At 34.3% G+C, this 14,071-nt stretch carries 10 protein-coding genes; 6 read left to right on the plus strand and 4 right to left on the minus strand.

What is annotated here, in order from left to right; genetic code table 11:
- Nucleotides 1-68: 68 nt before the first annotated feature.
- From ACVBED_RS08565 to ACVBED_RS08580, 4 genes are all read left to right on the plus strand, one after another.
- Nucleotides 69-3,659: a T9SS type A sorting domain-containing protein gene (locus ACVBED_RS08565; protein WP_473094866.1), complete on the plus strand. Its 3,591-nt coding sequence runs from the start codon at nucleotides 69-71 to the stop codon at nucleotides 3,657-3,659.
- A gap of 314 nt (nucleotides 3,660-3,973) precedes the next feature.
- Nucleotides 3,974-4,453 carry a hypothetical protein gene (locus ACVBED_RS08570; protein WP_447121447.1) on the plus strand — a complete coding sequence of 160 codons (480 nt, stop codon included), beginning with the start codon at nucleotides 3,974-3,976 and terminating at the stop codon, nucleotides 4,451-4,453.
- Nucleotides 4,454-4,631: 178 nt separating this feature from the next.
- On the plus strand, nucleotides 4,632-6,779 hold the full coding sequence (locus tag ACVBED_RS08575; protein WP_473094867.1) for a TonB-dependent receptor: 2,148 nt from the start codon (nucleotides 4,632-4,634) through the stop codon (nucleotides 6,777-6,779).
- 377 nt (nucleotides 6,780-7,156) lie between these two features.
- Entirely contained in the window at nucleotides 7,157-8,422 is a 1,266-nt protein-coding gene (locus ACVBED_RS08580) for an alkaline phosphatase family protein (protein WP_473094868.1), read from the plus strand.
- A gap of 42 nt (nucleotides 8,423-8,464) precedes the next feature.
- Here the strand turns inward: ACVBED_RS08580 and cdd are convergent, their stop codons facing one another.
- Nucleotides 8,465-8,944 (minus strand): cytidine deaminase, encoded by a 480-nt coding sequence (gene cdd, locus ACVBED_RS08585; protein ID WP_447121454.1) that lies wholly within the window; start codon nucleotides 8,942-8,944, stop codon nucleotides 8,465-8,467.
- 103 nt (nucleotides 8,945-9,047) lie between these two features.
- Between cdd and namA the strand changes: the two genes are divergently transcribed.
- The gene (namA, locus tag ACVBED_RS08590) at nucleotides 9,048-10,097 is read left to right on the plus strand and encodes an NADPH dehydrogenase NamA (RefSeq protein ID WP_447121455.1); all 1,050 of its coding nucleotides are present in this window, start codon (nucleotides 9,048-9,050) and stop codon (nucleotides 10,095-10,097) included.
- Between the two features lie 66 nt (nucleotides 10,098-10,163).
- Here namA and hemL read toward each other — a convergent pair whose 3' ends face one another.
- From hemL to ACVBED_RS08605, 3 genes are all read right to left on the minus strand, one after another.
- Nucleotides 10,164-11,450: a glutamate-1-semialdehyde 2,1-aminomutase gene (gene hemL / locus ACVBED_RS08595; protein ID WP_447121456.1), complete on the minus strand. Its 1,287-nt coding sequence runs from the start codon at nucleotides 11,448-11,450 to the stop codon at nucleotides 10,164-10,166.
- A complete protein-coding gene (locus ACVBED_RS08600; protein WP_447121457.1) occupies nucleotides 11,450-12,499 on the minus strand; it encodes a glucosaminidase domain-containing protein in 1,050 nt (349 codons plus the stop codon). The genes hemL and ACVBED_RS08600 overlap by 1 nt, the downstream gene beginning before the upstream one ends.
- Before the next feature lie 156 nt (nucleotides 12,500-12,655).
- Nucleotides 12,656-13,576, minus strand: coding sequence for a 1-aminocyclopropane-1-carboxylate deaminase/D-cysteine desulfhydrase (locus ACVBED_RS08605; protein ID WP_447121458.1), 921 nt, complete (start codon nucleotides 13,574-13,576; stop codon nucleotides 12,656-12,658).
- 221 nt (nucleotides 13,577-13,797) lie between these two features.
- Here ACVBED_RS08605 and ACVBED_RS08610 point away from each other — a divergent pair, with 221 nt between their 5' ends.
- Nucleotides 13,798-14,034, plus strand: coding sequence for a VF530 family protein (locus ACVBED_RS08610; RefSeq protein WP_447121459.1), 237 nt, complete (start codon nucleotides 13,798-13,800; stop codon nucleotides 14,032-14,034).
- Nucleotides 14,035-14,071: the final 37 nt, after the last annotated feature.

The following is a 14,071-nucleotide window of genomic DNA, read 5'->3' on the forward strand; positions in this document are numbered from 1 at the left end:
GCCAGCATTTAAACAATTCTTACTCGAAAAGCAACCGTAAGCTTGTTCCGATAGAAAAAGAGACAAAGATGATTGCAAATGGTCAGGCCATGAATATTTCCAACTCTTCCGAAGAAGAAGGGGAAGGGGATGATGACACTCAAACCACTAAAATTGCAGAACATTCAAGAGAGGAAAAATCAGATTTTAAAAATATTTTTAAAAATCTAGCCGATAATGATAAGCAAGCTGAGGTGAGAAAAGAATTTTTGATGACGCTTTCTAAACCTGGAGAAAACATGTTTAGAGATGCTGCAGACAAGAGAGAACAGAAGATTAAAAGTAAATTGGCAGGTCAAAAAACCGGTATTGAAGAAATGTTTGAATACCGAAGACAAATTACAATGCCGATTGGTACTACTACATTGTTATATAAAAATGGATATTTAGAAACAGCTTACAATAAAGCAATTACAAGCCCCATTTTAGCACAGGCAAAAGCAACTCGCTTTAAAACATCAAAAACTGGTACTTATTCTTTAGCTAATGTTGTGTGGAAAGAAAGAGGGCCAGATAATGTACCGGGAAGAGGGCGAGGTTTAGTTGTTTCTCCTGCAAATCCAGATAAATGGTACGATGGCACAGCCGGAGGCGGCGTGTGGGTAACTAATAATGCGGGCTTAACTTGGAGTAATACTACAGATTTTGCAATTCCCAATTTAGCGACTACAACTGTTGCGATTTCTGCCGCTAATGCGAATGTAATCTATGCTGGAACTGGAGAACCTTTCCAAAATTCTGATGGTATTACAGGTTCTGGAGTTGTGAAATCCTCAGATGCAGGTGCCACTTGGAATTATTTAAACAATACTTTATCTTTTGGAAGTGTGGGAAGAATTTTGGTTAGCCCTACAGACGAAAATACCTTATTGGTAGGTGCCTCTTCTGGTATTTACAGAAGTACAAACGGTGGAATATCTTGGACTAAAACAAGCAGTACTGGAAATACACAGGATTTAAAATATAGTGTAGATAATAATACGATTTTTGCTTCAGTTAATGCTTCTGGTATTCAACAATCTACTGATGGCGGTATAACCTGGACGCAGACTTTTGTAGCAACTGCTAACGGAATTGGTAGAATGGAAATTGGGATTTCGCCAGCTGATAATAACAGAATTTATTTAAGTACTGCACCGCCTCCGGGGCCAACTGGTTCGGGAATGTACATGAGTACAGATGGAGGAGCCACTTTCTCAGTATTGACTTATGTTGCAAGTGACAGTAAAGATATTTTAGGTAATCAAGGATGGTATGACAATACGATAGTAGGACATCCAACTGATAAAAACGTTGCTTATGTTGGAGGTGTTTCTGTTGGAAAAGTAACTGTTGATCCGATCGCCAATACTTACAAAGTTGTAAGTATTGCAAGTGGTTACACCGCTGGTAAAGCAAATCAATACGTTCATCCAGATCAACACGGCATCATTGCACAGATAAATGCAGCCAATCCAGCGCAGTTTAGATTGCTATTGAATAATGATGGTGGAGTTTGGTATACAGATTATAAAACAGATCCTGGGGTTGCTGATAACGATTTTAAAGCAAAAGCTAAGGGACTGAATAGTACACAATTTTATGGAGCAGATAAGAAGAAAGGAGTAGACGCGTATATAGCCGGTGCACAGGATAATGGATCTAATGCTACAATTGCGGCACCATCTTCTGCAACATCTGATTATTTTCCAATGTACGGTGGTGACGGCTTTGAAGTTCTTTGGAATTACAGAGATACTCAAAAATTATTATTTGGCTCCCAATATAATAATTTTGCGACATCTTTAACCGGTGTTCAAAATACAACGCTTTATGCAGCAAGTAATGCAGATGTAGGCGCAAATGTTTCGCCATTTTATTCTAAATTGGCAAACGCAAATAATAATCCTGATACAGTATTCACGGTATCAAAAAATGGTGTCTGGAAAAGTCCTGACTTTGGTTTATCCTGGACTTTATCGAAATTTACAACTGCAGCTAACGGAAATTGGTTAGGTTCAGCAACTGGTGCACAGGTAAAAGTATCGGTAGCCAATCCAGATGTTATTTGGGCTGGTACTGCTGTATCTGCAGGCGCAGGAACAACTTATAAAATAAATGTTTCCAAAGATAATGGAACAACTTTCACTAAAACTACGGGTTCTGTTCCAATTACAAGTGCTGCTTTAATCTCTGGACTATCGGCTTCTAGTGTAAATCCTGCTCAAGCATACACAATTTTCAGTTTAGCTGGTCAAACAAAAATCGTTAAAACGAGCGATTATGGAGCAACATGGACCGACATAACTGGATTTACCACTGGTACAGCTACTGGTTTTCCAGATGTTTCCGTTCATAGCGTGATAGAAATGCCTTTTGATCAAAATATATTGTGGGCTGGAACGGACGTTGGTCTTTTTGAAACTACAAACGGCGGTGCATCTTGGTATTTAATTACAGCTTTGCCACCAGTTTCAGTATGGAGTATGAAAATCGTTGATGATCAGGTTGTCCTTGCAACTCACGGTAGAGGAGTTTGGACAGCAACAATTCCTGAGCTATCTACTTATGTTTTACCAACGTATGTTTCAGCGCCAATTATTGAAAATGCAGCACAGTTTGCGATTCATGATATGCGCGCAAAAGCAGTTTTTAATTATTTTGCTACTCAAATTACGGATTTAAAAGTTTACGTAGACAATGTTTATGTTTCTACTATAACTGCTACAACTGCCAATACAGATTATACTTTCACATCAGTAGCACTCGCGGAAGGTAGCCATACAATTTCTGTTTCAGGATTATATGCTGGCGGCGCAAATGAGACCGTAAAATCAACAACAAATTTTGAGATTATTAACTTCAACCCAGGTAAACAAAATGTTAATTTGCCAACAATCGTGGCTACAGATATATATATTGGAACAAACGGAAAATTTGTAATAGATGATGTTGCAGCCAAATTCCCTTATACAGTTTTAAATAATTTAGGACATCCGTATGCAGATCAAACAACTTTCCAAACTTATCTTAGAACGCCAATTGTACTTGGTACAGATTCGAAAGAAACCATTACACATATGGCATTTACGGAAGGTGGCTATGATTTTGCAGTTGTAGAAGCATCAAAAGATTTCATAAATTGGATTCCTGTGGCAAGTTATGATGAAACATCATTTCCAGCAGATTGGAATAATGTGACAACTGCAGCACAAGTTAATGAAGCAAAATTTAAAAACACAGTTCTTAATTTTCCTGGTAATGCAAATTTTGCCTTAGGCGATGAAGTTGCGGTTCGTTTACGTTTAACTTCTGATGCCAATACAAATAGATTTGGTTGGATTATTAAATCAATAGTACCGACAAGTTCCCTTGCAACTATTGACAGTGTTTTAAAAGAAAGTGAAATTTTAATTGCACCAAACCCAGCAGGTACAGATACAGATCTTTATCTTCCTTCAAATTTAAAAGGTAATATATCAGTTGGCATTTATGATGCTTCCGGTAAATTAGTGAAATCAATAAACCAGTCTGCAGCTGCAAAAATTAATATAAATGTTAATAATTTCCAAAAAGGAATTTATCTGGTATTGGTAAAAACTTCAATTGGAAACAAAGCGCTTAAATTAATGAAAAAATAAAATTCTAAATTAGTATTATGAAAAAAAAAGAGGTGGATTTTTCCACCTCTTTTTTAATTCAGAATTTCTGATGCGCAGTCATATATTTATAATTATTAGATAAGAAGTTTAATAAGAGTTTAACATATTGAATGATTAAAAAGTTTTTATCCAATTTATGTTAAAAATTGTTAATTTAGCCGCAGATTAATAAAACAGGTTTTTTCGAAAGTTAGACTTCCGACAAAGTTCTAAAAATCTATTTTTTAAACATAATTTGATTGAAATTTAAGTTCTACTATTTAATATTTGCATTTTTCATAGGCCTCTCGTTTATGACTTTACCTATTGTTCATTATTTAAAAAATGAAGTAAAAAAGGAAATTCATTATAAGATTATTAAGAATGAAATTAACCAAGAAGATCTGCAACAATTTTCACAGAAGGATTTAGAAAAAGCCGATTGGAAAGATGAAAGAGAATTTTCCTTACAAGGTAAAATGTACGATTTAGTAAAAACTGAAATTATAAAAGGTAAAAGAATGTACTATTGTTTTCAGGATAAAAAGGAAACAAAAATCGGAAACCTTGAAACAAAAATTCAGGATTTTTTCTTAAATTCAGCTTATAGACACACACAGGCAAAGACTTTTTACACCAATTCACTTAAAATAAATCCTGTTTCCAAAGTACAAAATGTTTCATTTTTTCATCTACAAAAAAATAATTCTTTAAAATCACAATTTCAATCCTACCAGTCATCAATTAAAACTTCAGGTTTTATTGAAAAATTACTGATTCCCCCAGAAGTTTAAAAGTTTTCTGTCTAGAATATTCGTACTAGCTATTAACCCGCATTTTTTTAAAGTGGATTTTTAGCGGTGATATCTTTTTGATAATCACATTTTCTAAAATTATAATATGATCATGCGTTAATGATTGTCTATAATGAAGAATATTCGCAATTTTTTTTTAAACTTATTAAACTAATAAATGAAATTACAAATACTATTAGGTGCTATTTTAGCATCATCAATTACTTTGGCACAAAACGAACAGTCCATTGATACTGTACAAGTTAATGGCCGCAACAAATTAAAACATGAGCGCGCAGAATTTAGACGCCACGCACAAAGCACAGAAACTTTAGGGATTTACGAACTTAATCGAAATAACTCGGCTTACATTGAGCAAAGTTTAAACACGATGGCAGGCGTTCAAGTGGATAAACGTACCGCTTTGGGTGGACAAAGAGTTGTGATTCGTGGTTATGGAAATGACCAAAAATTTAATAACTGGGGGGTAAAATTTTATTTAAATTCTATTCCAATTACCAATGCAGACAACACTACAACTTTAGAGGGAATCGATTTTTCTTTGGTAAATAGTGTTGAGGTTATAAAAGGTCCAGCGGGAACAATGTATGGCGGTGGCGTAGGCGGCGTTGCCCGTTTCTATATGAGACCTGAAACCACCAAAGGAGTTACATTGTCAGAAAAAGTAGCAGGCGGATCTTTTGGTTTGCTACAATCTGCAACAAAAGTAGACGCGGTGGGAGATAATTATTCAGTTATGTTCAATTACAGCCATTTACAAAGTGACGGTTATAGACCAAATGGTGCAAGTTTGAGAAATGATTTTGCTTTTTTAAGCAATTTTCAACTAAATCCTAAAGAAAGTCTAACTGTTTATGCAAGCCAAAACTATTCGCACGAAGGCGTTTCCGGTCAAATTTCTTATGCAGATTATTATGCAGGAATTGACAATGGCAACACCGCTTACATTAGAAAAGATTCCGGGAATAAATTACTTTCTACCAGAGTAAGTATTACGAATAACTATCAAATTTTATCAAATTTAAGCAATATGACATCTATTTTCTATTCCAATCTGGATTTAAATAGTGTTTCTGCTGGAGCGTTGGGAAATAGTGTAAGTCCAAATTATGGTTTCCGATCTACTTTTCATTTAAAAAATAAAATTAACGAAGATTTTAAAAATGATGTAGAATTTGGAACAGAATATCAGACTTCTCGTTCTTTAGGTACCAGTTATAGATTTACAGGTAGTATTACAAATCCTTTAGAAGTAACGCCAATTGCGGGCTCTTCTTATGCCAGAACTACAAACCAAAATGTTGCTTTTTTTGCGATTGATAAAGTAACTTACAAACCATGGGATTTAACTCTAATTGCAGGACTTAGCGGTAATAATACCAGATATAAGCGGGAAGATCTGTTGGCTGTTCCGGGTTTAATCGTGGGTCACAAAGACAATTCTTTCAATAAAAATTATGGAACCGTTTATACGCCGCACATCGCTCTGCAGAAAGTATATAAAGAGCAAATATTCAATTTAAGTTATAGCGAAGGGTACAATGCTCCAACTTCTTCAAGTTCATTTATTAGTGCGCTGAATATTGCTAATGACAATCTGCAGCCGGAACGCGCAAGAATGTGGGATTTTAGTGTACAAGGTTTATTTAGTCATACAAGATTTGATTACCAGGTTTCTGCTTTTAGAATAAATGTGAGAGACAAATTAACTCAGCTTTCAAGTATTTCTGGTGGGACAGCCTACACTTATTTCGCAAATACAGGTAACCAAAGAAACCAAGGCTTAGAGGCGAGTTTAGGTTACGTTTTTTCCCAAAATAGCAGTTTTTTAAAAACTATTCGTCCTTTTGCGAATTATTCTTATTATGATTTCAAATACACTGATTTCAAAACACTATTAGCCGGTACTTTAAATGATTACACGCACAAAATAGTAGTTGGTGTACCTAGAAATAAATTGGCAATCGGTTTAGATTTTGATACGACAGCTGGTATTTATTTAAACAATACTTTCAGCTATTTAGGTGGAGTTTATTCAGATTTTGCAAACACCAATTTGGTAAAAGGATATACGCAATACAACGCGAAATTAGGTTACAAAATGACCTTTGGTAAATTTGATTTTGACATATATGCTGCGGGAAACAACCTTACGAATCAGATTAATTACACTTTTTTGTTCTTGGGTAACAGCATAAATGACAGTGATACCAATTCCAATTACCCTGGTCAAAAAACGGATATTAATCCAGGACCAAGCAAAGCTTATTTTTATGGTGGCGCTAATATTAAGTATCACTTTTAAAATGACGTTGCGAGGAAAAGGGCAATCCTTAAATTAAAAATACAATTGAGTAAATCGCCTTAATATTAATTTTTAAGGCGATTTTATTATTTAGGAGCAACACATTTTTGTTTTTTTTTAGAAGACTTTACCTGCTCTTTGTTAACATCTTTTTAATAATTTTTTCAAATTATTAAAAAAGGATTTTCACTGCGATCAGGGCTAAAAGATAGTTTAGATTCTCTTTTAATTTTTTTTAAAAGTCATTCTTATTTCGAGATTTTAATGATCTAGAAAATGGATTCGTTAAGGAAAAGAAGCAAATCATAAGGGAAATTAAGATATTTAACTCAACATCCAGCCCAAATTAATTACTTTTGTCCTTCAAAATTAAAACCATGAAAAAATACTTTTTCTTACTTTTACTAGTAAGTTTCAATTTCTCTTTCTCACAGTTAGACACGGCGCAAATTGTTGTTCCTCAAAGAGAAAATTCAAAAATTTCAGAAACAAAACCTTACGTCATTTTAATTTCTGCGGATGGTTTTAGATATGACTATGCTAAAAAATACAATGCTGTAAATTTATTAAAGCTTTCAGAAAATGGAGTAGCAGCCGAAGCAATGATGCCAAGTTTCCCAAGTATCACTTTTCCCAATCATTATTCTATAATTACCGGTTTATATCCTTCGCACCACGGTTTGGTTGATAATTTCTTTTATGATTATAAGAGAAAAGATTTTTATTCCATGAGTGCCAAAGATAAAGTACGGGACGGAAGTTGGTACGGAGGACAACCACTTTGGACGCTAGCTGAAAAACAGGGAATGCTTGCTGCATCAATGTTTTGGGTGGGTTCAGAAAGTGATGCTGGCGGAAAGCGTCCCACTTATTATTACAATTACCACGAAAAATTTTCCCCGGAAGATAAAGTAGAAAAAGTTATCAACTGGTTGAAATTACCTGAAGATAAAAGACCACATTTAATAACGCTTTATTTCCCCGAAGTTGATCATGAAGGTCACGGTTTCGGTCCAGATTCACCTGAAACTGAAAAGTCTGTTCATTTAATAGATGCTGCAATTGGCGGTTTAGTACAGAAAGTAAAAGATTTAGGTTTACAAAATGTTAATTTTATATTTCTGTCAGATCATGGAATGATAAAAGTAGCGGGCGGAGAACCAATCGCAATACCCGAAATACTATTGGATAAATCCAGATTTGATTTCTATAATTCTCAAACGCTTTTGCGTATTGTTGTAAAAAATCCCGCAGAAGTGAAAAGTGTCTTCCGTGAATTAAGAAAAAACCAGACAGATAAGTACAAAGTTTATTTAGATAAAAGATTGCCCCGAAGATTACATTTTGCCCAGCGAGACGACCGTTATAATAGAATCGGACAAATCCTTCTTGAGCCGAAAGCACCCAATATTTTTCTTGAAAAAGGAAAAAAATCTTCCATTGGGAAACATGGTTACGATCCTAAAACGACGCCAGAAATGCGCGCTACTTTTTTTGCATTCGGTCCTGCTTTCAAGCAACATCTAGAAATTGCTAAATTTTCAAACGTAAATATTTATCCTTTAATCGCTAAAATTTTAGGTTTAAAAATCATAGAACCAATCGACGGAAATATCAATGTTTTAGAGAAAACCTTAAAGTAATTTTTGTGGATGAGAATATGATCTGTAATCCATAAATTATTTTTACAAAAACGAAGAATCAAAAGAAAACGGTAATAAATCCCGAATAGATTTTGTTTTGTAAATCTCACCATCTAGAGACGCAAAATAAATTTCTATTGGCTCTTTTTGCTTGGCTTCATATTCTAAAATACTTTGTCTACAAGATCCACATGGCGGAATTGGTGTAGAAGTAGTTGCTGTTTTTGGTGCACCGATCACGAATAATTTCTTAATTTTTTGATCAGGAAAATTTGAACCGATCCAAAAAATGGTTGTTCTTTCTGCACATAATCCAGACGGATAAGCTGCATTTTCTTGGTTACTTCCGGTGTACATTTCGCCGTTTTCTAACAAAACTGCACAGCCAACTAAAAATTCAGAGTAAGGCGCATAAGCCGATTTTCTAATGTTCATCGCAGCATCAAATAATTTTTGTTCTAAATCATTTAAAGCCTGATAATTTTCGATCACTTCAAAATGAATGTTTATTTCTTTTTGCATTAGTTAATTTAAGGGTCGTAAAGATAGATTTTTTTAATCGATATTAAAAAGTAGTTTCTCCGCGTAATTGTAGTTTTGCAGGGCAATTAAAAAAAATAGTATTATGTTATATTCTCCAATAAAATTTAGAAATTTAGAACTTCCCAATCGTTGGGTAATGTCGCCAATGTGTATGTATTCTTCCGAAAATGGAGTGGCTACAGATTTTCATTACGTACATTATGGAAGTCGTGCACAAGGTGCAACTGGCTTAATTATGATCGAGGCGACCGCAGTTTGTCCGGAAGGTAGAATCTCACCAAAAGATATGGGAATTTGGACTGACGAACAAGCCGCCAAATTAGCAGGAATCGTAAAATTTATCAAAAATTTTTCTAAAAGTAAAACTGCGATTCAGTTAGCACACGCTGGACGAAAAGCTTCTGCGTGGGAAGGAAAACAATTGGCTTTAGATAATGAAGGTTGGGAAACGGTTTCCGCAAGCGATATTCCTTACGAAGAATCTGAACGAAAACCACATTCTTTAACAATAGAAGAAATAAAAGAAACGGTTGAATTATTTAAAATCGCAGCTCAACGTTCTTTGGACGCGGGTTTTGATATTATAGAAATTCACGCCGCGCATGGTTATTTGGTTCATCAGTTTCTTTCACCACTTTCAAATACAAGAACTGACGAATATGGAGGAAGTTTAGAAAATAGAAGTCGACTTTTAATAGAAATAGTAGACGCTGTAAATGAAATTTTAGATGAAGATCATCCTTTATTTGTGAGAATTTCTGCGACAGAATACGCTGAAAATGGCTGGGATTTAGATGAAAGCATTGCACTTTCAAAAATATTAAAAGAAAGAAATGTAGATTTAATAGATGTTTCCAGCGGTGGTAATATTCACGGCGCAAAAATTCCGGTTTATCCAGGTTATCAGGTTCCATTTTGTGAGGAAATAAAGAAAGATGTTGAAATTAAAACCGGCGCTGTTGGCCTAATTACTTCAACACCGCAAGCAGAAGAAATTTTGCAGGAAGGAAAAGCAGATTTAATTTTTATCGCACGTGAGATATTGAGAAATCCGTATTTAGCGATTGAAGGTTCTTTTGAGATGAAAGAAGAGTGCTTTTTTCCGCACCAATATGACCGTGCGAGAATTTAGATTTCAATCTTAAACAATAAAATCACAAAATTTAAATTTTGTGATTTTTTTTGTGAAAAAACTAATTTAATTAGCGTACTCAAATTTTCTAACTGCTTCTAGCGTTTTATCTATTTCCGTTTCTTTAATCGCATCAGAGATAAACCAACTTTCATAACCGCTTGGTGGCAAATATATGCCATTAGCTAATAATTGATGGAAGAAATTATTAAATAAAGCGTGATTTGCATTTGACGCTTCTGAAAAATTTGACACCGAAGAAATATGAAAAAACACAGACATCATAGAACCTTTTCGGTTAATCCTGTGTTTGATATTCTTTTCGCTTAAAATTTTACTGATTTCAAAATCTAAAGTTTCAGTTGTTTTAGCTAAATTTTTATAGAAATTTTCGTCTTTTTTGATTAATTTCAAAGTTTCAAAACCCGCGCGCATCGCCAGAGGATTCCCGCTTAAAGTTCCAGCTTGGTAAACTGAACCTTTGGGCGCTAAACAATCCATAATTTCATTTCTCGCCGCAAAAGCTCCAACTGGAAGCCCACCACCAATAATTTTTCCGTACGTAACGATGTCTGCTTTTACATTATAAAGTTCTTGTGCACCGCCAAAAGCGAGTCTGAAACCCGTCATCACTTCATCAAAAATTAAAAGAGCTCCGTATTTATCGCAGAGTGTTCTTAATTTTTGCAGAAAATTATTTTCCGGCAAAACACAACCCATATTTCCACCAACAGGTTCTACAATTATAGCAGCAATTTCGCCAACATTATGTTTCAATAGATCTTCAACCTGCTCTATGTTATTATATTCTGCCAGCAAAGTATCTTTCGCCGTTCCAACTGTAACGCCGGCTGAATTTGGAGTGCCAAAAGTTGCCAAACCACTTCCTGCTTTTATCAAAAATGCATCAGAATGTCCATGATAACAACCTTCAAATTTTATAAATTTTTCTCTTTTCGTAAAACCGCGTGCCAATCTTATCGCACTCATACAAGCTTCAGTTCCCGATGAAACCATTCTGATCTGGTCGATATTCGGAACGTTTTCTACAATGAATTTTGCAATTTCCGTCTCCAGTTCAGTTGGTGTCCCATAGGAAAATCCCTTTTCTGCCTGTTTTGTAATGGCTTCTAAAACTTCCGGATGTGTATGTCCTAAAATTGCAGGTCCCCAGGAATTAATATAATCGATATATTTTCTGTCATCTTCGTCCGTTATATAAGCACCTTTCGCGGCTTTCATGAAAAGTGGTGTTCCACCCACAGATTTAAAAGCGCGAACTGGTGAATTTACTCCGCCTGGAATATATTTATAAGCTTCTTCAAAAAGTTTACTGCTTCTTTCGTATAACATTAGGTTCTTGATTTTTTATGATTAAGATATATCAGCTGACCAACTTTCGGCTGTTGACCATCATCCATTCTATTTTTAGAATATAATTTTCTCAGTTTTATGCCAAATTTTTGTGCAATACTGTGCATGTCGTCGCCAGAAACTGCTTTATAAGTGTCAACATTGCCACTGGAATTTTTAGATTCCAAAAAGATGATATCGTTTTTTTTCAGATTAGTAGATGTAAGTTCATTCCATTTTGTCAAACGTCTTTCGCTAATGTCGAATTTTTCTGAAATTTCCTGCACTGTCAGATCTTCGGGTATGATCAGAAATTTCAATCCGCCATTCGGATGGTTTTTAACAAGAATTGAATTTAAAATATCCGCTTTAGTTTTTATTCTCTCTACACGTTCTTGCTGTTTGGCGTAAGAAACTGGTTTATAGGGAACTAAAATAGTTTGAGGTGTCGTAATTTCAGCTTTTTTTCCTAAATTGGCCATAAAAATTTTATCACTATTAAGATTTGGATATTTTTTTAAAATAGCATAAAGGACTGTTTTAGAATCTGTATTATCAAAATCTTCTAGATGATAGCGCTCAATTTTTCCGATTAAAATATTTGGGTAGCTCGGATTGGTTGCATACCCGGCCTTTTTTAAACCATAAGCCCAAGATTTGTAATCTTTTGGGTCAAGTTTAAAAAGATTTACATAATATTTCCGAAAAGCCAAAAATTTTGAATGGTCTTCATAAGATTGTTTAGGGTCGTCATAAACGCGAAAGCATTCGTTTGGCGCATCATCGGTATGTGTCATTGTTTTCCCGGTCCAGTCTTCTTTACATTTTATACCAAAATGATTATTTCCCTGCTGTGCGAGAATGCTTTGTCCACCAGCAGTTTCCAAAAGTCCCTGCGCCAAAGTAATGCTTGCGGGAATTTTATATTTTTCCATTTCTTCCACAGCGTAAGGCGCGAATCTTTGGATATATTGTTCTTCCGAATTCCACGTTTGAGCGCCCAATTTTGCTAATATTAAAAATCCAAATAACTGGAATAATCTTCTCATAAACTTTCTGTCTTTTTCTTTTAGTTGGGGCAGCTTTTTCCGCCTTCCGCTCTCAATCTTTTTTGCCAACGCTTTTGTCCTCAAAAAAAAGGATTTCCGCTCAAGTCGGGCTGCAGAGTTCTTCGAAAAACAAAAATTATTTAATAATTAAAGATGTCATTTCTCTGATCTCTCAACTCTAATTTCTTCCCGGTTTTTTTTTCTCAACATTACATTTGCCCCTTCAATTCCTTGCAATCCGCCGGTATGGAACGCCAGAATTTTTGTTCCAGATTCAAAATAATTTTGCCCAATCATTTCAAATAATTTCTGCATCATTTTGCCTGTATAAATTGGATCCAGAAGAATTCCATATTTTTCATGAAAATCATTTATAAACCGAATGTTTTCCTCGGTTATTTTACCATAAGCGCCATAACTCGCAGAAATTAATTCGAAGTTTTTCTTTCCAGACCAGTTGAAAATTTTTTCCTTTAATGAAGAATCTTCAACTACTTTAAAACCTAAAATCTTTTGTTTATCTTCTGCATATCGGGAAATTCCGCCTAAAGTTCCGCCCGTTCCAACTGCGCTGCAAAGATAATCAAATTCTTTTGTTTCATTTGTGAGCATGTGTCGTATTCCTTCCACGGCAAGTTCATTAGATCCACCTTCTGGAATTAGCAAAGCGTCTGGAAATTCTTCCCGTAATTTTTTCGTAAAATATTCCTTGTTTTTATAATCTTCTCTGGTAACAAAGCGAAATTCCATGCCGTTTTCATTGGCTTTTCTTAAAGTAAAATTTTCTTTCCATTTTTCTTCTAATTCTTCCCCACGAATTAGTCCCAACGTTGAAATATTATAAATTTTACCCACCGTAGAAACCGTAAAAATATGATTGGAATAAGCGCCACCAAAAGTGATTATCTTTTTGTCAGTAATGGTTTTGTCTTCATAATTATTAATGTTGTAAAATAATTTCCAATATTTATTACCTGAAATTTCAGGATGAATTAAGTCTTCACGTTTTAAAAATAAGCGTACAGATTTTTCTAAAGGAATTTCAATAATCGGAACTGAAAGCAGAGGAAGTTTCATTTCGTAAAATTCCGATAATTAAGTTAAATAGTTATGAATAAATCTGTGTAATTAAAATCTTTAATTATGTTTAATAATTTGAAAATTTTAGCATTATCAGTAGGTATTTCTTCATTAGATGAACTTGAAAAGTTAGTAAACAAAAATTAGATTAGTTATTTTTAATTAAAGTAAATGCAGGATTTTATTTTGTGATATTATCATTATTTTTACAAAATATTATGGAACAAAAATCAAAAGATCCGTTACACGGAAAGCGGTTAGATACTATTCTTGAAGAATTAGTGGATTTTTATAATGGTTTTGAAGAATTAGGAAAGCAGATCAACATTAAATGTTTTACGGATAATCCAAGCATCAATTCTTCTTTAAAATTTTTACGAAAAACCGACTGGGCAAGAGCAAAAGTTGAAAGTCTTTATTTATATGTTCTGCGACAGAAAAAGAAAAATTCTTAAATGTTACTATCCAAAAGTAAGAATAATTTTGTCTTTC

This window comes from Halpernia sp. GG3 (assembly GCF_052976925.2).